The following is a 19,857-nucleotide window of genomic DNA, read 5'->3' as shown; positions in this document are numbered from 1 at the left end:
GTCCGGGGTGATCGCGTCCGGCGTCCCGCGCGTCGTGCGCCGCCGCGCACATCCACGCTCGACTGACATCCGCTATATATATGCCACGCTGTCGTGGTGCAGACCTTCGAACGCGCCGTCATCGGCGGCCTCCAGCTCGACCGCGCCGACCTCGACGAGTCCAGCCGGCACGTCATCGACCTCGCCCGCGCGGACGGCGGGATCGTCGTCACCTCCAACGTGTCCATCTCCCGCCACCTGCGCACCGTCGGCCTCCCCGAGCTCGAGCGGGAGACCTCGTTCTGGACCGTGGACGGCGTCCCGCTCACCTGGCTGCTGCGGATCGCCGGCAAGGGGCGCTTCCCCCGTGTCACCGGCACCGACCTGATGAACGCCGTCATCGGGCACCCCGCGGCGAACGGCCTGCGCGTGGGAATCGTGGGCGCGGCGGCGGCGGAGGCGCAGGCCTTCTACCGCGCGCGCGGCCACCAGCACGTGCACGGCGCGGACCTTCCGTTCGCCGAGCCGGACAGCTCCGCCCTGATCGACGCCGCGAGCGCGTTCATCGAGCGGGTCCGGCCGGATGTCCTGTTCGTCTGCCTGGGCTTCCCGAAGCAGGAGCGCCTGATCCTCGAACTGCGCCGGCGGCACTCCGGCGGCATCGTCTACATCGGGGCCGGGGCCGCCGCCCAGATGAACACGGGACACTTCCCGCGCGCGCCGCACCTCCTGCGGCGGCTCGGGCTGGAGTGGGTGTGGCGGATGGGGCAGGACCCGTCGCGGCTCGTCAAGCGCTATCTGCTCCAGGACCTGCCGTGGCTCGTCGGGATGCTGCCGGTCGCCCTGGCCGAGCGGCTGCGGAGCCGCCGCCGCCAGGCCGTCGCGGAACCTCGTCCGCTCAGCACAGCCTCGCGTGATCGCTCCGCGCCGGAGCGCGCGGACCGGGCGGCTTAGCCGTCGACTGACCGCCTCAGGCGCCCGCCTGCGCCCCGGGTCCGCTGTCGGAGATCAGCGGCGTGAAAAGCGCCCCGCTGCCGTCGAACGTCAGCATGCCGTGGAAGTCGAAGCTCCACGGGTCGGTGTAGCCCACGCCGGTGGCGCCGTCGGACTTGCGGGTCAGCGTGGCCTCCGCCGAGATGCTGCCGGTCGTGCTGTCGACCGTCCAGCCGCCCGTCGTCCACACCGGGTCGATCGTCACGTCCGGCCGGGTGTGGAGCTGCCAGCGCACGTTGCCGATCTCGTCGGCGGCGCTGTCCGAGTAGGTGCCGAACGGGCAGTTGGCCGGCACCGCGTCACGGGAGGCGACGCACCCGTCCAGCCAGGCGTTGATCGCGGTGCGCGCCGCCGCCTGACCGCCGTCCGAGAGCCGCGCGGTGAACACGGTGGGCGAGACGGCGCTCCCGGGCGGCGTGGTGGTGATGGCGCTCATCGGAACGTCGAAGTTCGCGCTCTTCGAGACGAGCGCCACCGGATACGTGCCGGGGAGGGCGCGGAGCGTGACGTCGAGGGCGAGCGGCATGTTCTGCGGCTTCACGCCGGCGACGGTGTACTGGATGCCCGCCGGACCCACCACAATGAGGTCGACCGTGTCGGGCTCGATGCGGCCGAGCCGCCAGAACGGGAGCCCGGGGAGTCCGCCCGCCTTCTCCACGGCGAACGAGCGCTCATACGTGCGATCACCCTGCGTGATGTGGGCCAGCACGGTAGTGGTGGCGCCGCGGGTGACGGGCGAGTCCACCGTGAAGGAGCTGACCCGGTCCGTGATCTTCGCGTACGCCGCGTCGTTGAGCAGCAGGTCGCCGCTGTTCGCGCGGATGCCGGCCAGCTTCATGGCCGCCTCCGCGCGGCCGTGCTGGAGCTCGCCGAGGTACTGCGCGACCAGCGTGCGCGGGAGGTTCTGCAGCGCGGCGACCGCGGAGACCGAGACGGTGACGCCGGCCGCGGTGACGAGAAGAGTGATGAGCGCGATGAGCGCAATGATCCAGCGGCCCGCGTGCGAGCGCCGAGCGGAGGCGGGAGCCGGTGCGGTAGCGGAGAGGGCGACTTCGTCCGAGAGGGCAGGAGCGGGTGCGTCGGACATCGGATCCTCTCAGTCGAGTCTCCGCAGTGTATCGGCGCGGGGTGGACCGTCGCGTCCACCCGTTCGGGTCACCCGGCGCTAGTCGTCGCCGGTGTTATTCGTCGTCCGTACTATTCGTCATCAGGCTGCTCCCACGGCCAGCGCGGCCTCCCACGCTGCTTGAAGCGCCCGACGAGCACGAGCTGGTAGAGCAGCATGATCAGGAATCCCGCGACGCCGACGGCGATGGCATAGAGGCTCGCGAGCTGCCCGGCTGCGAACAGCGCGAAGTGGAGGACGTCCCCGGTCGCGAGCGAGCCTGCTACTCCCCCGGCCAGGCAGTATGCGAGGTAGCACGCGACGCCGGCCCCGAGCGCGCCCAGGGGCGCGACGCGCTGCTGGTCGCCGGGCACGCGGGTACCGGTGAGGATCAGCAGGACGAGGAGCACCGCGACGGCGACGCCGGTCATGACCGGGCCGACCAGCGGCCCGGCGGACGGATCCGGGATCACCTCGGTGTTCGTCGCCAGCGAGATCAGGCCGAACGCGGCGACGAGGACGGCCAGGTAGAGGCCGGCGGCGAAGCAGGCGACGACGATGGCGTAGGAACGCTCCTCACGCATGGGAGCCCCCTCGAGCGGATCTAGTGAATCGAGCGGATCTAGTGAATCGAGCGGATCTAGTGAATCGAGCGGATCTAGTGAATCGAGCGGATCTAGTGAATCGAGCGGATCTAGTGAATCGCGCGGATCGGTGCGGTCAGTACCCCTGAGCGTACGCGTTGGCGGCCTGGTTCTGGGCGTCGGCGAGCTGCTGCTCGTAGTCGGCCTGCGCCTCCGCGTTGCGCGCCTTCAGCTTGCGTCCGCGGGCGGCCAGCCAGGCCCCCGTCCACACCGACATCTCGCGTGCGATCACGCCGGCGAGGACAGCGAACGGGTTGACCCAGACGCGGCTGAGGATGAGCGCCTGCTCCTCGGCGTTGCGCGACAGGTAGTGCGCGTCCGAGAGCTCGGCGCCGATGTAGACGAGGTAGACGAAGACCGCGACGAACAGGCCTCCGAGGATGTACGCCCACCAGCGCGCCCGGTTGATGATCTGGATGAGGATGACCATCCCGACGAAGAACGCCACGATCGGCGCCCAGCCGGAGAGCTGAGTGGTGAAGTACTGGGCGAGCACCGGCAGGAACTCGCTGCTCGGCGTCAGCATGGCGCCGACGACGACCACGGCGACGGCCCAGAGCACGGCGAACGCGACGGTGCCGACGAGGGCGATGAGGATGCCGAGGCCGCGGTTGCTCTTGCGCTTGGGCGGCTCGGGACGCTGCAGGAAGATCGGCGCCACCGGCTGCGGGATGTAAGGCGGCGGGGTCTGCGCCGGAGCGGCCGCCGCGGTGGCCTCGCCCTGCGGGGCGACGGGCGCCTGCTGGGTCTGCTGCTGCGCGGTCGCCTGCTGGGCGGCCTCCCCCGCGATGATGACGGGCGCGGCGGACTGCGCCGGAGAGGCGGTGTCAACGGTCGCGTCGCCCGCGGCGGTGGCGCCGGGCTCGTCGTGCTCGCCGGTGGAGCGCGCGACGGCGGCCGCGACGTCGTCCGGGGAGGAGGTCACCGGCTCCGGCTCGATCGCCGCAGCCGGCGGGGTCGTCGAGGTGGCGTTCGCGGGCACCTCGGCCGCGTCCGCGTCGGCGGGACGGTTGAGGTGGCCGCGGGCGGAGACGGGCGCGGACGGCGGTGTGCTCATGTCGGGATCGGTGTCGTGGGGCTCGCCGGCCGACGATGCCGCGGGCTCGGTTGAGGCCTGCGGCGCCGCGGCCTCGGGCGCTGTGGGCTCCGCAGCTGCGGGCTCTGCGACCGCGGGCTCTGCGGCGGGCTCCGGCTGCGCCGCAGGCTCGGCCGCCGCCGACGCGGCGGGCGCCGTCGCCGGCTCAGCGGCCGGCGCGACGGACTCCGCGTCGTCCCGCTTCCCGGCGGGTTCCGGTGTCGTGTCGCTCATGCTGGCACTCCTCGCTGCGCCCCCCGTGGGCACCTCTCGCTGTGCTGCCCACTGTAGCAACGGGGCGCCGCGGGTCGAGGGAGGGCGGGCCGGAACGACCGGTCCGGACGGCGGCGCCTACTTCGACGGGGTGGCCGCCGGCGCGGCCGCGGGTGTCGCGGCCAGGACGTACACGTAGCCGGAGATCGCATAGGTGTCGGCCACCGCGCCTTTCGCCGCACCGCCGCCGTCGCCCCCGCTCGCGCCGCCCGAGATGCCGTTGATGACGAACAGCCGGGGGCCGTTCTGGAGGGCGTGGATGAACGAGATCGTCGCCGCGAGCGGTCCGGCCACGCCGACCTTCACCGGGACGGCGAGGAAGTTCGCCGCGGTGATCGCGGAGTCGGTGTGCGGCACGGGAGCCTGAGCGCCGGCGCCGGCCGCGGGGGCGGGCGCCGCGGTGGCCGACGGGGTGGGGGTCGGGGTCGGCGACGGGGTGGCGGTGGAGGACGGGGATGACGACGAACTGCTCGGGGCCGGCGCCGTCGCGCCCTGTGGCGCGTAGGCGACCGCGTCACTCGGCGTCACGTTCTGGACGGTGAGGCCCTGCGCCGCGGCCGCCTCGCGGACGGTGTCGATGAACTGGCCGAGGTTCTCCTGCGCCGGAATCGACTGACGCAGCGTCGCGACCTCGTCGTTCAGCGCGCCGATGTTCTTGTTCTGCTCGGCGAGGCTGTTCAGGAGCGCTTGGTTGGCCTGGTTCGAGGCCGCCGCCTGCTCGCGTGCCTGTTCGGCCGCGGCAGCGGTCTCCAGCGAGGGCCGGACGCCGAGCAGAAAGCCTCCCGCCAGGACCGCCGCCATCGCGACGCCCAGCAGGATCATGAAGAGCCGGTTCTTGTCCATCATTTGCCTCCCGTCTTCGGCAGGTACTTGTTGTCCCAGGCCGTGGACCCGTAGTGGATGGTCGCGATCGCCTGGTACCCCGTCGACTGCACGGTGATCGCTCCCGCACTCGAGTCCACGACGTTCGGCAGACTCCCGAGAGTCGACAGCCACTGCGTCACCGTGGTCAGGTCAGGAGCGCTGATCGTGACCGTCGCGGTCGCCACCCGTGTCGGGGAGCCGGGCACGAGCGACTGCTGGTAGGGGACGAGGGGCGAGGCCGCGTCGATCGACACGTTCGTGATGGCCGCACCGGCGGGCAGCGACTTCAGCAGGGAGTCGCCGAGCGCGGACCAGTCGATGTCGGTGGCGCCGCCGACCGATTGGGCCGCCTTCACCAGGGCCGCCTCGGACTGGGCCGTGCGGAGAGGTCCGTACTGCGCCTGCTGCCTGATCAGCGCGTCGCTGCGGTTCTGCTCCGCGGTGGCGGCGACTCCCGCCGTCAACGCGTACGCCGCGGCTCCGAGCACCGCCGCGACCACCACCGCGACCGTGACGACGAGCCCCACGACCATTCGGCGGACGATCTTCTCGTGCTTGCGCGCGGTCCGGATCTCGGCGGGGAGCAGGTCGACTCTGGGTTCGGCGCCCACCCGGATGTCGGTCGCCGGCAGGCTCTGGCGCGGCGCCTTCTCCGGCTTCGCGGTCTTCTTCCCGGTCTCCGCGTCCGCTGTGCGCCCCTTCGCGCGGGTCGCCGCGATCGCTTCCGTCGCTGCGCTCATGCTGCAACACTCCCCATCGCCAGTCCGAGCGCGACCGTGATCTCGCGCTGATCGATTCGAAGGTTCTCCGCCCGCAACCCGCGCGCGATCGCGATCGTGCTGAACGGGTCGCCGTCCTCGACCGGGAGGCGGGTGAACTCTGCGAGCGCCGACCCGAAGCCCGGCAGCTGGGCCGCCCCGCCGGCGAGCACGATGCGCTGCACGGGCGTCGCCTCCCGGGTGTTCGAGAAGTAAGCGATCGTGTTGCGGAGGCTCCCGAGAAGCTCGTTGACGACCTCGTAGATCACCGTCGCCTGGGAGTGCTCCTCGGCCGTGGACACGTTCGGCGCCAGCCCCAGCGCGCGCTTGACCGCCTCCGCCTGCGGAGGCGCCAGCGAGAGCCGGTTCGACAGCGCGGTGGTCAGGTCGTCTCCCCCGGTCGGAATGATCCGCACGAACTCAGGCACCCCGTTGGTCGCCACGATCACGGTCGTCGTGCTCGCCCCGACGTCGATCAGTGCGACGGTGCCCGGGACGCGCGGCCGGGTGACCAGGGCGCGCTGCAGCGCGAACGGGACGAGGTCGACCTCGACGGGCGTGAGGCCGGCGGCCTGCACCGCCTTCACGTTCGCCAGGATCGCGTCCTTCACCGCCGCGATCAGCAGCCCGTTCACGGTGGGGCCGTGCTCCCCCATCCCCTCGCTCGTCGGGTAGAAGTCGAGGATGGTCTCGGACACCGGAAGCGGCAGCATCTCCTGGACGAGGAACGGCAGCGATTCGCGGATGCGCGGCAGCGGCGCCCGCGGCACCGTCAGGTCGCGGGCGAACACGCGCTGGTTGCCCATCCCGAGCACCACGCGCTTGGTCTTGAACCCGCTGGTCGTCCACAGGCGCTTCAGGAGAGCCGCGACCGTGTCCGCCTCGATCACCTCTCCGCGCTTGACCGCACCGGCCGGCACGTCGATCCGGCCGTACCTGACCAGCGTCGGCTTGGGCTTCTCGGCGTCGGCCAGCTCGACGGCGCGGATACTCGCGCTGCCGATGTCGATGCCCACCACGGTGTTCGCCATGTCATTTCCTTCTCTCGCGGCCGATCAGGCCAGGCCGACCAATCGGAGGTACGCGTCCCAGATCGCGGGGCCGGCCACGAGACCGAGCCACGCGCCGGCGAGCATCGAGGGGCCGAACGGGAGGCCGTCACGCCGGGTCACCCGGCGGGCGGCGAGCAGGGCGACTGCCACGATCCCGCCGATCACGAAGCCGCCGAAGACGCCGACGGCGAGCGCGCTCCACCCGACCCAGCCGAGGTACAGCCCCAGCAGGCCGGCGAGCTTGATGTCGCCGAATCCCATCGCGCCCGGCTTGGTCAGGCCGAGCAGCAGATAGAGCACGAAGGCGGAGACGCCTCCGATCAGCGCGCGCAGCAGGGCCCAGCCGTCGCCCTCCAGCACCCCCACCAGGAGTAGGAGGCCGCCGCCGACGGCGTACGCCGGGAGCACGATCTTGTCCGGCAGGCGGTGCGTGTCCAGGTCGATCAGCGCGAGCGCGACGGAGACAGCCATCAGGTACAGGTAGGCGACGAGTTCGACCGCCGCCGCGGCGATCCTCGTTCCCGAGCCGCTCGCGGCGGCGTCCAGGAGCGACGGCAAGCGCCACAGCGTCACTGCGGCGAATCCGAGCGCCGTGCCCAGCTCGACTGCCGGGTAACGGACCGAGATGGCCGCTCCGCAGTCGCGGCAGCGTCCGCGCAGGACGAGCCAGGAGATGACCGGGATGTTGTCGACGGCGCGGATCCGGGCGCCGCAGGACGGGCATGCGCTCGGCGGCGCGACGATCGAGCGGCCGGCCGGGACCCGGAAGACGACGACGTTGAGGAACGAGCCGATCATCGACCCGAACACCCCTGCCAGCACTGCGATCACGGTCATCCTCCCGTGTAGTTCCGGGTGGAGACGACGGAGCGCGTCGTCGTCGTCGAGCCGCTGCCCCCCGTGGCTCCCGTCGAGAGGTCGACGCCGGGGAGTCCGATGGCGACGTAGCCGATGGAGGCGCCGCCGTTGATCGTGGCGGAGCCCGCGAACACCTGGCCCCGGAAGTTCACACCGGTGCTGATGTTGATGTCGCAGGGCGAGTACATCATCACCGAGTCCCAGATCGTCCCCGCGGCGTTCTTGAAGACCGGCGCCCCCGAGACCGAGAAACTCTCCCCCGACGCGCAGGTCGGCGTCCCGTTCGCCGTGGCGTCGGGGTTGATGAGCCACACCCGCGCCGGCGCGGACGGCACGATGCCGCCGCTGTTGCCGATGGTGATGGTGTTGGCGAAGATCGCGATGTCGTTGGAGATGGCGAGCTGGTCGCTGCCGGTGAGGGTCAGGCCGTTCGTGCACCGACGGGCGTCGATCAGCCCCTTGCCGCCGGCGATGGTGGTCACGGCGGCGCGGAGCGTGGTGATCGAGCAGGTCCCGGCGGGGAGCACCACCGGGGTGAAGCCGGTCCACGCCGTCGCGTCGTAGTTGTAGTCCACCCAGTTCGGCACGCTGGGTGTCGACGGCTGCGCGTATGGCGACGCCCCAGGTCCGGCTGCGATCTGCGTGTACGACCCGAGCGTGCTCGGCCGGTTGGTGTACAGGATGGACTTGCCGGTCGCGTTCCCGATCACCTTCGAACCCCAGTCGAAGGTGATGGTGCCGTAGTTCCAGACGTTGCCGCCGATCACGCCTCCGGAGTTGAAGGTCGTGGTCGTGGACGTGAGGTTGCCGTTGATGTTGCTCGAACCGCCGGAGAGGCTGGTCGTGGAGGCCGACCACGCGCTGCCCCTGATGGTGCCGCTCGGGATCGATATCGAGTTTGCGACCGCGTTCCCGCCGATCGAGACGCCACCGTTGACGGTCAGCGCGCCGCTGGTCCAGACGTTGCCCGTCACGCTGCACGAGCCGGACATGGTCAGGTTGCCGTTCTTGACCACGAGGTCGGAGGCGCCGGAGGACGCGCCGTTGCAGTTGACATCGCCGGTGCTGATCATCACCTTGGGGCTCGACCCGTCCACGGAGACGAGCGTGCCCGACCCGCCGAAGTTGCTGGACGAGTAGGCGTAGACAGCCGGGCCGGTGGCCGCGATCTGGGTCGGCTGGGTCGAGGGACCGAGGATGCTCTCCAGCGTCTTCGAGTCGTTCCCGCGCTGGCCCGAGACACCGCCGTTGGCCGCGGTGCCGTTGGAAACGATGCGGACGTTGGTGTTGCCGGCTGCCGGGCAGCCCTGCACCCAGCCGCCGCCGCCTGGCACATACACGACCGCGCGGTAGACCGGAATCTGACCGGCCACGCTCTGGTAGACGCCGCCCACGCCGGAGCAGGTGCCGTTCTCGAGGCCGACGGTCGCCGCCGCGATGCCGGCCTCCGCGGAGCCCTGTGCCTGGATGCCCGCGCGGGTCGCGGTGCTGAAGCCGATCGCGTATACGACCGAGCTGCTCATCAGGGCGACCATCAGGATCGAGACGGCCATCAGCGCCACCACGGCCCCGATGGCGAACCCGCTGTCGCTGGTCGACGTCGTCTCGCGAATCCTCGCGCGCAGTCGGATCAGTAGCATGTCCCGCTCGCCCCCACTCCGGTCTGTTGAAGGATCGATGTCTGCATGGTCACGGACTGTCCCGCGTTGACGTTGGATACGAAGGACACCTGGAGGTTCGGGCCGGCGACCTGGAAGACCGGCGTGGTCCCGATCGCGGCGATCCCGGTCGAGAGCTGCGTCCAGGTCGCGAGCTGCGCCGCGGTGGGGAGCAGGATCTTCGTCCCGTCCGCCGTGGTGGTGGTGCGGATCGTGCTGGTCGACGCCTGGTAGTACCAGGCGCGGCACGACCACGTGAGCGTCGTCGCCGTCCCGGCCGTGCGGGCCACGAGCATCAGGTCGGAGCCGCTGGTCTGGACGGTGAACTCGGACGCGTTCTCGATCCCCTGGGTGAGGGTGCGCATGATGAGTTGCGCGCCGTTCGAGGCGCTCGACCGTGTGGTGACGGTCGTCTGTGACTTCGAGGCCGACGAGAAGAGCGCCACGGAGATCCCGATGATGAGGACGGAGAGCGCCATCGCGACGGTGAGCTCCACGAGGGTCAGCCCCTCGTCGCGTCGGAGGGACGCCGGCACGCGTCTCATGACGCGCTCCGGACGATCACGAGCGTGGCGCCGGTCGCGACGGCCTGGAGGCTGTTGGTGCTCATCACCGTCACGCTCACCGAGACGGTGGCGGGATAGGTCGAGGGGCACGCCGACACGGTCCTCGTCGTGGAGAAGGTGACGCCGCGGGTGTCCGTGACGGTCGCGACGACCGCCGATCCGTAGGACTGCAGCGCGGCGCAGGTGGTGCCGATCGTGCGTGCGTCGACGAGGTTCTTGTTCACGATCTGCGTGGCCGTCGCGACATTGACGTTGCGGACGGAAGCTTTGAGGATGCCGACCAGGGACGGGAGGATGGCGAGCGCGAGGATCGCGAGCAGCAGCATCGCGATGAGGACCTCGATGAGGGTGAATCCCTCCTCGGTCGATCGCTCTTCCGTGCGGATCATGTCTCACTCCCAGGTGCTAGGTCGGGTGGGGAGTCGTGCCGGCGTTCGGGCGCCGGTGGAGCGGCTGTGTGGCCGTGACGCGCCGTCGGAGCGTCACGGCCACACAAGGGCCGAGGAGTTGTTACCAGGTGGTCGTGTCGGTGGGGCACGCGCCGTTGGCGACGCCCTTGCTGCTCGACACATGGAAGGTGTTGCTCGTGTCCGGGCTGGTCGCCTGGATGCAGAACGTGGTCCAGCTCGAGGTCCCCGCGAAGGCCGGGGCGCTTCCGGAGCCGACGCTGTAGTCGACCGTGGCGGTCGCACCGAGCGCGCCGAGGGTGGTCGCGCTGGTGCCGGAGCCGATCGTGGTGCCCGGGGTGAGGGTGGTCGGCAGGGAGGCGCTGGCGTCCCGCGTGTACGCGGCGACCACGGCGGTCTTGACGTTGGTCAGGTCGGACTTGACCGAGCTCTCCTTGGCGCCGTTCTGGACGCCGATGTAGATCGGGATCGCGATCGCGGCGAGGACGCCGATGATGATCACGACGACGAGGAGCTCGATGAGGGTGAAGCCCTTCTCGGACTGCTCGGTGAGGTTGTTGCGGCGAGCGTTCAGCTTGCCCATGAGGCGGAAGTACATTGCAGTGTCCATTCGGTCGGGCGGTCGGGAGGTCGATCTGAATGGAGCCGTTTGGTCCATCCGGTTGCCGATGCTATTTGCCAGGGAATTCTCGGCAGAATCCCGCGATCGGGGGGTTTAAGGCGGAATTCCGGCCCCAGTGCGGGGGCCGTACCCGTCAATGAATGAGAGATGTGATCTGGAAGATGGGCAGGTAGAGCGCCACGATCATGCCTCCCACGACCACGCCGAGGAACGCGATCAGCAGCGGCTCGATGAGCGACGTCAGCGCTTCCGTGGTGGCCTCCACGTCGTCGTCGTAGAAGGTCGCGACCTTCTCGAGCATGACCTCCATCGAGCCGGCGTCCTCGCCCACAGCGATCATCTGCGTGACCATCTGCGGGAAGAACGGCTCGGCCAGCAGCGGCTTGGCTATCGACTCACCGCGGCGGACGGACTCCGCCACCCGGCCGAGGGAGTCCTCCAGCACCCAGTTGCCGGAGGTCTCCCCCACGATCCTGAGCGCCTGCAGGATCGGCACACCGGCGCCGATCATGCTGGAGAAGTTGCGGGCGAACCGCGCGATCGCGATCTTCTTGAAGAGCGACCCGAACACCGGCAGCCGGAGCTTCAACCGGTCGACCCGCTTCCTGACCTGCTCGGTGTTCTTGTTGTTGCGCCACCAGAGCCAGAACAGGATGCCGGCGACGAGCAGGATCGGCCCCACCCACACCATCGACTGCGAGATGACCACGAGGATCTGCGTCGGCAGCGGGAGCTGCCCGCCGAGGCCCTCGAACATCTTCTTGAAGATCGGGACGATGAACACCAGCATGACGACGACCGCGACGAGCGACATGACGAGCACGACCACCGGGTAGGTCATCGCCGACTTGATCGTGGAGCGGAGCTTGACCTCCTTCTCGAAGTTCGTCGCCACCGACTCGAGCGCGTGGTCGAGGAAGCCGCCGGCCTCGCCCGCCCGGATCATGTTGATCATGAGCGGCGGGAAGTCCTCGGAGTGCGCCGCCATCGCCGTCGACAGCGCTGTGCCCTCCTCGACGTCCTCGCGGACCTTGTTCATGATCTCCGGCAGCCGTTTGCCCTCCGCCTGGTCGGCGAGGATCGTGAGCGTCCGCAGGATCGAGATCCCCGAGCCGATCATCGTGGCCATCTGACGGCTGAGGATCGCGAGCTCCTTGAGCTTCACCCGGTGCTGGAAGCCGGGGATGGTGATCTCCCGCTGGAGCCCCGTCCCCGTGCCCGCCTCGTTGATGGCGACGGGCGAGAGACCCATCGACTGCAGGCGGGACACCACGGCCCCCTCGCTCGGGGCGTCGAGCTTGCCCTTGACGAGCTTCCCGGCCGAGTTGCGGCCGGTGTACGCGTAGGCGGTCGCGCCGGCCATCAGCGCACCGTCCCGGAGTACGAGTCGCCGAAGTCGATGTCGGAGGCGGCGATCGCGCGAGCGGAGGCCTCCGTGGGCGACTCGACGCGCTGGACGAGCCTCCCGAAGCCGGACGGGTCGTGCGCCTTCTCCATGCCCGTGCGGTGCGAGATCACGCCGCGGTTGACCAGGTCGGCGAGCTGCTGGTCCATCGTGTGCATGCCGAGGTCGCGGCCGGCCTGCATCATCGAGGCGATCTGGTAGGTCTTCCCCTCGCGGATGAGGTTCGCGATCGCGGGGGTCATCTTCAGCACCTCCGTCGCGACGGCACGGCCCTTGCCGTTGGACCGCTTGACGAGGGTCTGGCAGACCACGCCCTGCAGCGTCGCGGCGAGCTGTGCGCGCACCTGGTCCTGCTGGTGGGGCGGGAACACGTCGATGACGCGGTCGATCGTCTGCGGGGCGTCCTGGGTGTGCAGCGTCGCGAAGACGAGGTGGCCGGTCTCGGCAGCCGTCAGGGCCACCGAGATGGTCTCCAGGTCGCGGAGCTCACCGATCAGGATCACGTCGGGGTCCTGGCGGAGGACATGCTTCAGGGCGTTGCCGAAGCTGTGGGTGTCGTGGCCGACCTCCCGCTGGTTGACGATCGAGTTCTTGTGCGAGTGCATGAACTCGATGGGGTCCTCGACCGTCACGATGTGGTCGGTGCGGGTGGCGTTCACCAGGTCGATCAGCGCGGCGAGCGTGGTCGACTTGCCGGAGCCGGTCGGGCCGGTGACGAGGACCAGCCCGCGCGGGAGGCCCGCGAAGTCGCCGACCTGCGTCGGGATCCCGAGTTCGGCGAGCTGCTTGATCTCGGTGGGGATGAGACGGAAGGCGGCGCCGTACGCTCCACGTTGCTGGTAGAGGTTCACACGGAAGCGGGCGTTCGCCGAGATGGTGAACGCGAAGTCCAGCTCCAGCTCGCGCCGGAAGGCCTCGGCCTGGCGCTCGGTCAGGAGGCTGAAGAGCGCCCGCTCGACCCGGGGGCGGTCCCAGGCCGCGCCCTCGCCGACCGGCCGCAGGCCGCCGTCGACACGGATCATCGGCGATGCGCCGACGGTGACATGGAGGTCGGAGCCGCGCTGCTCGATGATCTGGCGCAGCGCGGCGACCAGGTCGGGGTCGGCCTTCGCGAGCGCCTCGCGCTCGGCGTCCGTGAGCGTCTCGACGAATTCGGAGACCGGCGGCTCCTGCACGGGCGTAGCCGGAGCGGCGACGGTCGCGGGGATCGGCACGGTCGGGATCGCCGTGGCAGGTGCCGACGGCGGCGGATATGCCGCGGTCGGGTACGCCGCGGTCGGAACGGTCGAAGCGGGCGGCGGGTACGCCGCGGTCGCCGTCGGCGGAGGGAACGACGCGGCCGGCGGATACGACGGCGGCGCGTACGGCTCGGCCGGCGTCGCGGGCGGCGGGAACACCGGCACCGCGGGCCGCAGCACGTCCGACTCCGGCAGCCCGGTCGGCTCCGCGGGCCGCGGCGGAGTGGGGAACCACTCGCGCGGCGCCCCGTGGTCCGACGCCACCGGGATCTCGTAGATCGGCTTGTCCACTCCCTGCTCCCATTCGTTCATGCGACCACCCGCAGAATCTCCTCGATCGAGGTCACCCCGAGCTTGACCTTCTCCCAGCCGTCCTCGCGCAGCGTCAGCATCCCCTGCTCCCGCGCGACCCGCTCGATCTCGGCGCTGGACGCCCGGCCGACGGCGAGACGCTCGATCTCCTCCGTCACCGTCATCACCTCGTGCAGCGCGAGACGCCCGCGGAAGCCCGTGTTGGAGCAGAAGGTGCAGCCGACCGGCTGGAAGACGGTCGGGAACTCGTCGACGCCGTCCGGCTGCACGTTGAGGCGACGGAGGTCCTCCTCCGACAGCTCCTTGCGGGCCTTGCAGCGCTCGCAGAGCCGGCGCGCCAGACGTTGCGCGACGACGCAGTCCAGCGCGGACCCGACGAGGAACGGCTCGATGTCCATCTCCACCAGTCGGGTGACGGCGCTGGGGGCATCGTTCGTGTGCAGGGTGGAGAGCACCAGGTGGCCGGTCAGCGCCGCCTCGATGGCGATCTGGGCGGTCTCGTGGTCGCGGATCTCACCGAGCAGGACCACGTCGGGGTCGCTGCGGAGGATGCTGCGCAGGGCGCTCGCGAAGGTCAGGCCGGCCTTCGGGTTCACCTGCACCTGGTTGATCCCCGGCATCCGGTACTCCACCGGGTCCTCGACGGTGATGACGTTGATCTCCGGCCGGGAGACTTCGTTGAGCGTGGTGTAGAGCGTGGTCGACTTGCCCGAGCCGGTCGGCCCGGTCACCAGGATCATGCCGTACGGCTTGGAGTACGCGGTCTCGAACGCTCTGGCGTTGCGCTCCAGGAGGTTGAGGTCGCGCAGCGTCATGCTCGTGTTGCTGTTGTCCAGGATCCGCATGACGACCTTCTCGCCCCACACGGTCGGGAGGGTCGCGACGCGCAGGTCGATCTGCCGCCCGCCGTGGACGACGGACATGCGGCCGTCCTGCGGCTTCCGTCGTTCGGCGATGTCGATGTCGCTCATGATCTTGAGCCGGCTGGTGACGCCGTTCTGGATGCTCTTGGGCGCGCTCTGCATCTCGTGCAGCACGCCGTCGATCCGGTACCGGACGCGGAGCTCGTTCTCGCCCGGCTCGATGTGGATGTCGGAGGCGTGGTCCTGGATGGCCTGGCTGACCAGCAGGTTGACGAAGCGCACGATCGGGGCGTCGTCCTCGCTGGCGTCCGAGAGCGCGAGCGTGGCCTGCTGCTCGGCGGCGTTCTCCTCCTCCAGGGTGTTCGAGAGGTCGCTGAGCTCGTCGTCGGCGCGCAGGTAGCGGTCGATCGCGCCGGCGAGGTCGGTCGCCTCGGCGACGAACAGCCGGACGGGCGCGTGCGCGGCGGCGCGGACGTCGTCGATGGCGATCACGTCGCCGGGGTCGCTGGTCGCGACGATCAGCGTGTCCCCGTCCCAGCCGATCGGCAGGACCATGTGCCGGCGGCAGATCGCCGCGGCGACGACGGTGATGGCGGAGCGGTCGACCGGGTAGTCGACGAGCTCGACGTACGGGACGCCGGCCATCGCGGCACGTGCCTGCGCGAGCTGGACGGCGTTGATGGCGCCGCGCGCGAGCAGTTCGCGCGCGATCGCCTCATCGGCGGCGGGGTCGCTGGAGACACGGTCCAGGTACTCGATCGGTAGCAGGCCGTGCAAGATGAGGATCTCGGTCATGGACGCCACGGGGACCTCCTTCGGATAGGGGTCCTGCCGGCCTCGGGTAGACGGCAGAGCGTCACCGTCCCCCGGGCGAGCCTCCGGGCTGGGCGAAGCCTTGTCACCCTAACTTCCGCTGAGTCACCCTCAACAGTCCCGCTTGCGGGTGCCCCGTCAACGGGGGTCAGCGCCTCTGGCGCGCCGAACTCACCGCCGCCGCAGGTCGCCGCGCCGGCTCGCGAGGTACACGAGGACGCCGGCCAGCACGGCGCAGCCCATCGTCGTGATCCAGAACGGGAGGGTGCCTGCGGCGTTCCCGGAGACGGCCTGGACGATGCCGACGACGAAGCTCACCGCGGCGACGACGAGCGCCACGGCGGCGAAGCCGACCATCGAGCGGCCGACCGTGTCGGTGTATTCGAGAAGCTGTCTCCACACGGTTCTATTGTCTCGTACGCGGGTGGGCGAGAACGACGAAGGCCCCCGGCACAAGCCGGGGGCCTTCGTGGTACGGGTTACCTACACGCTCAGTTGTAGGTCCCCGGGGTGTAGTCGTCCGAGCTGAAGCTGTCGAAGTCGACGAAGCTCAGGTCGTTCTCGCTGAACGCGGAGTCGTCGGCGAAGATGCGGTTGGGGTACCGCTCCGCCTTGGCCTCCTCCGTCGCCTCCACCGAGACGTTCCGGTAGCGGGACAGGCCCGTGCCGGCCGGGATGAGCTTACCGATGATGACGTTCTCCTTGAGACCGATCAGCGGGTCGGACTTGCCCTCCATGGCCGCCTGCGTCAGGACGCGGGTGGTCTCCTGGAAGGACGCGGCCGACAGCCACGACTCGGTCGCCAGCGAGGCCTTGGTGATACCCATGACCTCCTGACGGGCGGACGCCGTCTTCTTGCCCTCGGTCAGCGCAGCGCGGTTGATCTCGTTGTACCGCGAACGGTCGACGAGCTCACCCGGCAGCAGGTCGGTGTCGCCGTGGTCGACGACGGTGACCTTGCGGAGCATCTGACGGACGATGACCTCGATGTGCTTGTCGTGGATCGGCACGCCCTGCGAGCGGTAGACGCCCTGGACGCCGCCCACCAGGTGCTTCTGCACCTCGCGGACGCCCTTGACCCGGAGGACCTCCTTCGGGTCGACGGTGCCGACGATCAGCTGCTGGCCGAGCTCGACGTGCTGGCCGTCCTCCACCAGGAGGGTCGAACGCTTCAGCACCGGGTAGACGTGCGGCTCGTCGCCGTTGTCCGGGGTCAGGATGACCTTGCGGGACTTGTCCGTCTCCTCGATGACGATGCGGCCTGCGGCCTCGGCGATCGGGGACGCACCCTTGGGGGTACGGGCCTCGAACAGCTCCTGCACGCGCGGCAGACCCTGGGTGATGTCGTCCGCGGAGGCCGAACCACCGGTGTGGAAGGTACGCATCGTCAGCTGCGTTCCGGGCTCACCGATCGACTGGGCGGCGATGATGCCGACCGCCTCGCCGATGTCCACCAGCTTGCCGGTCGCGAGCGAACGGCCGTAGCAGGCGGCGCAGACGCCGACCGCGGACTCGCAGGTGAGCACCGAGCGGACCTTGATGTCCTGGACACCGGCGGCCACCAGCTTGTCGATGAGCACGTCGCCCACGTCCTCGCCGGCCTTCGCCACGACGTCGCCGTTCGAGCCCACGGCGTCGGCCGCGAGCGTGCGGGCGAACACCGAGTTCTCGACGTTCGGGTCGCGCGTGAGCACGCCCTCGGCGTCGACGGTCGCGATCGGGAGGTCGAGGCCCTTGGTCGTGCCGCAGTCGTCCTCGCGGATGATGACATCCTGCGAGACGTCCACCAGACGACGGGTCAGGTAGCCCGAGTCCGCCGTACGGAGGGCCGTGTCGGCCAGACCCTTACGGGCACCGTGCGTCGCGATGAAGTACTCCGCCACCGACAGACCCTCGCGGTACGAGGAGATGATCGGACGGGGGATGATCTCACCCTTCGGGTTGTTCACCAGACCACGCATACCGGCGATGTTGCGGACCTGCAGCCAGTTACCACGGGCGCCGGACGTGACCATCCGGTTGATGGTGTTGTCGACCGGGAAGTTGGCGCGCATGGCCTCGGCCACCTCGTTGGTCGCCTCGGTCCAGATCTTCACCAGCTCCTGGCGACGCTCGAGGTCGGTCGTGAGACCCTTCTCGAACTCCGCCGTGATCTTCGCGGCCTTCTTCTCGTAGCCGGCCACGATCTGCGCCTTGTTCGGCGGGGTCAGGATGTCGCTCAGCGACACCGTGACGCCCGAGCGGGTGCCCCAGTAGAAGCCGGCGTCCTTGATCCGGTCGAGCGCCGCGGCGACCTCCACCTTCGGGTACCGCTCGGCCAGGGCGTTGACGATCGACGAGATCTGGCCCTTGTCGGCGACCTCCTCCACGTACGGGTAGTCCGCCGGCAGCGCCTCGTTGAAGAGGGCGCGGCCGAGGGTGGTCTCCACGATCGCGGTGATCGGCTGGGCGCCGGTGTCGGCCGCGTCGGACGGCACGTAGTCGTCCAGGCGGATCTTCACCTTGGCGTTGAGGTGCAGCGTGCCCTGGTCCTTCGCGAGGATCGCCTCGGAGACCGAGGAGAACGCGCGACCCTCGCCCACAGCGCCCTCGCGGACGGTGGTGAGGTGGTGCAGACCGATGATCATGTCCTGCGAGGGCAGGGTGACCGGGCGGCCGTCGGACGGCTTCAGGATGTTGTTCGAGGCGAGCATCAGGATGCGGGCCTCGGCCTGGGCCTCCACCGACAGGGGCAGGTGCACGGCCATCTGGTCGCCGTCGAAGTCCGCGTTGAAGGCGGCGCACACCAGCGGGTGGAGCTGGATGGCCTTGCCCTCGACGAGCTGCGGCTCGAAGGCCTGGATGCCGAGACGGTGCAGGGTGGGAGCGCGGTTCAGGAGGACGGGGCGCTCGCGGATGATCTCCTCGAGGACGTCCCAGACCTGCGGGCGCGAACGCTCCACCATGCGCTTGGCGGCCTTGATGTTCTGAGCGTGGCTCAGGTCGATCAGGCGCTTGATCACGAACGGCTTGAACAGCTCCAGCGCCATCTGCTTGGGCAGACCGCACTGGTGCAGCTTGAGCTGCGGACCCACGATGATGACCGAACGGCCCGAGTAGTCCACGCGCTTGCCGAGCAGGTTCTGGCGGAACCGGCCCTGCTTGCCCTTCAGCATGTCGCTGAGGGACTTGAGCGCGCGGTTGCCGGTGCCCGTGACCGGGCGGCCGCGGCGGCCGTTGTCGAACAGCGCGTCGACGGCCTCCTGGAGCATGCGCTTCTCGTTGTTCACGATGATCTCGGGGGCGCCGAGGTCGAGCAGGCGGCGGAGACGGTTGTTGCGGTTGATCACACGGCGGTACAGGTCGTTCAGGTCGGAGGTCGCGAAGCGGCCGCCGTCGAGCTGGACCATCGGGCGCAGCTCCGGCGGGATGACCGGGACGACGTCCAGGACCATCGCGGCCGGCGAGTTGCCGGTCGCCAGGAACGACGACACCACGCGCAGGCGCTTGATGGCGCGGATCTTCTTCTGGCCCTTGCCGTTGGCGATCTGCTCGCGGAGCAGCTCGGCCTCTGCGCTCAGGTCGAACGCCTGCAGGCGGCGCTTGATCGCCTCGGCGCCCATGAACGCCTCGAAGTACAGGCCGTAGCGGTCCACGAGCTCGTTGAAGTCCGCGTCCTCCGGCTTGAGGTCGCCGACCTTGAGGGTGCGGAACGACTCCCACACGCGCTCGAGGCGGGCGATGTCCTCGTCGTAGGACTTGCGGATCTGGCCCATCTCCTTCTCGGAGGTGTCCTTGACGCGACGCTTCTGGTCGGCCTTGGCACCTTCCTCCTCGAGGGCGGCGAGATCGGTCTCCAGGCGCTGCAGACGGTCGGCGACGCGGGCGTCGCGCTGGTCGGACAGCGTCTTGATCTCCAGGCGCAGCTCGTTCTCGAGGCCGGGGAGATCGGCGTGACGGCCGTCCTCGTCCACCTCGATCACCATGTAGGCGGCGAAATAGATGACCTTCTCGAGGTCCTTCGGCGCCATGTCGAGCAGGTAGCCGAGGCGGCTGGGCACACCCTTGAAGTACCAGATGTGCGTGACAGGCGCGGCGAGCTCGATGTGGCCCATGCGCTCGCGGCGGACGGAGGACTTGGTAACCTCCACGCCGCAGCGCTCGCACACGATGCCCTTGAACCGGACGCGCTTGTACTTGCCGCACGAGCACTCCCAGTCGCGGGACGGGCCGAAGATCTGCTCTCCGAACAGGCCGTCCTTCTCGGGCTTCAGCGTGCGGTAGTTGATCGTCTCGGGCTTCTTGACCTCGCCGTAGCTCCAGCGACGGATGTCGTCAGCAGTGGCCAGGCCGATACGCAGCTCATCGAAAGTTGTTGCGTCGAGCAATGTTT

General features: G+C 69.8%; 17 protein-coding genes. 1 reads left to right on the top strand and 16 read right to left on the bottom strand.

Annotated elements, in window-relative coordinates:
* Positions 1-96: 96 nt before the first annotated feature.
* Positions 97-933, top strand: coding sequence for a WecB/TagA/CpsF family glycosyltransferase (locus F1C12_RS19485; protein WP_185276487.1), 837 nt, complete (start codon positions 97-99; stop codon positions 931-933).
* Positions 934-949: 16 nt separating this feature from the next.
* On the opposite strand, the gene F1C12_RS19480 is transcribed toward F1C12_RS19485, so the two are convergent.
* The 16 genes from F1C12_RS19480 to rpoC form a co-directional block, all read right to left on the bottom strand.
* Entirely contained in the window at positions 950-2,059 is a 1,110-nt protein-coding gene (locus F1C12_RS19480; RefSeq protein ID WP_185276486.1) for a hypothetical protein, read from the bottom strand.
* 110 nt (positions 2,060-2,169) lie between these two features.
* A complete protein-coding gene (locus F1C12_RS19475) occupies positions 2,170-2,661 on the bottom strand; it encodes a DUF6121 family protein (protein ID WP_185276485.1) in 492 nt (163 codons plus the stop codon).
* A 136-nt stretch (positions 2,662-2,797) separates the two neighbouring features.
* Positions 2,798-4,030: a hypothetical protein gene (locus F1C12_RS19470; RefSeq protein ID WP_185276484.1), complete on the bottom strand. Its 1,233-nt coding sequence runs from the start codon at positions 4,028-4,030 to the stop codon at positions 2,798-2,800.
* Positions 4,031-4,147: 117 nt separating this feature from the next.
* Positions 4,148-4,915, bottom strand: coding sequence for a hypothetical protein (locus tag F1C12_RS19465; RefSeq protein ID WP_185276483.1), 768 nt, complete (start codon positions 4,913-4,915; stop codon positions 4,148-4,150).
* Positions 4,912-5,673, bottom strand: coding sequence for a hypothetical protein (locus tag F1C12_RS19460; protein ID WP_185276482.1), 762 nt, complete (start codon positions 5,671-5,673; stop codon positions 4,912-4,914). Before F1C12_RS19460 ends, F1C12_RS19465 begins: the two co-directional genes overlap by 4 nt.
* Positions 5,670-6,722 carry a type IV pilus assembly protein PilM gene (gene pilM, locus F1C12_RS19455; RefSeq protein ID WP_185276481.1) on the bottom strand — a complete coding sequence of 351 codons (1,053 nt, stop codon included), beginning with the start codon at positions 6,720-6,722 and terminating at the stop codon, positions 5,670-5,672. The genes F1C12_RS19460 and pilM overlap by 4 nt, the downstream gene beginning before the upstream one ends.
* A 24-nt stretch (positions 6,723-6,746) precedes the next feature.
* On the bottom strand, positions 6,747-7,580 hold the full coding sequence (locus F1C12_RS19450) for a prepilin peptidase (protein ID WP_185276480.1): 834 nt from the start codon (positions 7,578-7,580) through the stop codon (positions 6,747-6,749).
* Complete coding sequence (locus tag F1C12_RS19445) at positions 7,577-9,241, bottom strand: hypothetical protein (protein ID WP_185276479.1); 1,665 nt, start codon at positions 9,239-9,241, stop codon at positions 7,577-7,579. The genes F1C12_RS19450 and F1C12_RS19445 overlap by 4 nt, the downstream gene beginning before the upstream one ends.
* Positions 9,232-9,804, bottom strand: a complete 573-nt coding sequence (locus F1C12_RS19440; RefSeq protein ID WP_185276478.1) for a PilW family protein — start codon at positions 9,802-9,804, stop codon at positions 9,232-9,234. The genes F1C12_RS19445 and F1C12_RS19440 overlap by 10 nt, the downstream gene beginning before the upstream one ends.
* Entirely contained in the window at positions 9,801-10,214 is a 414-nt protein-coding gene (locus F1C12_RS19435) for a prepilin-type N-terminal cleavage/methylation domain-containing protein (protein ID WP_185276477.1), read from the bottom strand. Before F1C12_RS19435 ends, F1C12_RS19440 begins: the two co-directional genes overlap by 4 nt.
* 121 nt (positions 10,215-10,335) lie before the next feature.
* The gene (locus F1C12_RS22855; RefSeq protein ID WP_185276476.1) at positions 10,336-10,830 is read right to left on the bottom strand and encodes a type IV pilin protein; all 495 of its coding nucleotides are present in this window, start codon (positions 10,828-10,830) and stop codon (positions 10,336-10,338) included.
* A 157-nt stretch (positions 10,831-10,987) separates the two neighbouring features.
* Positions 10,988-12,217 (bottom strand): type II secretion system F family protein, encoded by a 1,230-nt coding sequence (locus tag F1C12_RS19425; RefSeq protein ID WP_185276475.1) that lies wholly within the window; start codon positions 12,215-12,217, stop codon positions 10,988-10,990.
* The gene (locus tag F1C12_RS19420; protein ID WP_308457992.1) at positions 12,217-13,809 is read right to left on the bottom strand and encodes a type IV pilus twitching motility protein PilT; all 1,593 of its coding nucleotides are present in this window, start codon (positions 13,807-13,809) and stop codon (positions 12,217-12,219) included. Before F1C12_RS19420 ends, F1C12_RS19425 begins: the two co-directional genes overlap by 1 nt.
* Complete coding sequence (locus tag F1C12_RS19415) at positions 13,806-15,476, bottom strand: GspE/PulE family protein (RefSeq protein WP_219732658.1); 1,671 nt, start codon at positions 15,474-15,476, stop codon at positions 13,806-13,808. The genes F1C12_RS19420 and F1C12_RS19415 overlap by 4 nt, the downstream gene beginning before the upstream one ends.
* Before the next feature lie 180 nt (positions 15,477-15,656).
* A complete protein-coding gene (locus tag F1C12_RS19410) occupies positions 15,657-15,887 on the bottom strand; it encodes a hypothetical protein (RefSeq protein WP_185276474.1) in 231 nt (76 codons plus the stop codon).
* Positions 15,888-15,976: 89 nt separating this feature from the next.
* Complete coding sequence (gene rpoC, locus F1C12_RS19405; protein WP_185276473.1) at positions 15,977-19,852, bottom strand: DNA-directed RNA polymerase subunit beta'; 3,876 nt, start codon at positions 19,850-19,852, stop codon at positions 15,977-15,979.
* Between the last annotated feature and the right edge of the window lie 5 nt (positions 19,853-19,857).

The sequence above is a fragment of the Leifsonia shinshuensis genome (genome assembly GCF_014217625.1).
GTDB classification, from domain to species: domain Bacteria; phylum Actinomycetota; class Actinomycetes; order Actinomycetales; family Microbacteriaceae; genus Leifsonia; species Leifsonia shinshuensis_A.
Note: the sequence above shows the minus strand (reverse complement) of the source record. Positions and strands in the feature narration are given on the sequence as shown.

Excerpts from the sequence above, each read along its gene's own strand:
- F1C12_RS19425 (WP_185276475.1), bottom strand. The coding sequence starts at position 12,217 with ATGGCCGGCGCGACCGCCTACGCGTACACCGGCCGCAACTCGGCCGGG.
- F1C12_RS19435 (WP_185276477.1), bottom strand. The coding sequence starts at position 10,214 with ATGATCCGCACGGAAGAGCGATCGACCGAGGAGGGATTCACCCTCATC.
- F1C12_RS19440 (WP_185276478.1), bottom strand. The coding sequence starts at position 9,804 with ATGAGACGCGTGCCGGCGTCCCTCCGACGCGACGAGGGGCTGACCCTC.
- F1C12_RS22855 (WP_185276476.1), bottom strand. The coding sequence starts at position 10,830 with ATGTACTTCCGCCTCATGGGCAAGCTGAACGCTCGCCGCAACAACCTC.
- F1C12_RS19470 (WP_185276484.1), bottom strand. The coding sequence starts at position 4,030 with ATGAGCGACACGACACCGGAACCCGCCGGGAAGCGGGACGACGCGGAG.
- F1C12_RS19445 (WP_185276479.1), bottom strand. The coding sequence starts at position 9,241 with ATGCTACTGATCCGACTGCGCGCGAGGATTCGCGAGACGACGTCGACC.
- F1C12_RS19475 (WP_185276485.1), bottom strand. The coding sequence starts at position 2,661 with ATGCGTGAGGAGCGTTCCTACGCCATCGTCGTCGCCTGCTTCGCCGCC.
- F1C12_RS19420 (WP_308457992.1), bottom strand. The coding sequence starts at position 13,809 with ATGAACGAATGGGAGCAGGGAGTGGACAAGCCGATCTACGAGATCCCG.
- F1C12_RS19480 (WP_185276486.1), bottom strand. The coding sequence starts at position 2,059 with ATGTCCGACGCACCCGCTCCTGCCCTCTCGGACGAAGTCGCCCTCTCC.
- pilM (WP_185276481.1), bottom strand. The coding sequence starts at position 6,722 with ATGGCGAACACCGTGGTGGGCATCGACATCGGCAGCGCGAGTATCCGC.
- F1C12_RS19465 (WP_185276483.1), bottom strand. The coding sequence starts at position 4,915 with ATGATGGACAAGAACCGGCTCTTCATGATCCTGCTGGGCGTCGCGATG.
- F1C12_RS19450 (WP_185276480.1), bottom strand. The coding sequence starts at position 7,580 with ATGACCGTGATCGCAGTGCTGGCAGGGGTGTTCGGGTCGATGATCGGC.
- F1C12_RS19460 (WP_185276482.1), bottom strand. The coding sequence starts at position 5,673 with ATGAGCGCAGCGACGGAAGCGATCGCGGCGACCCGCGCGAAGGGGCGC.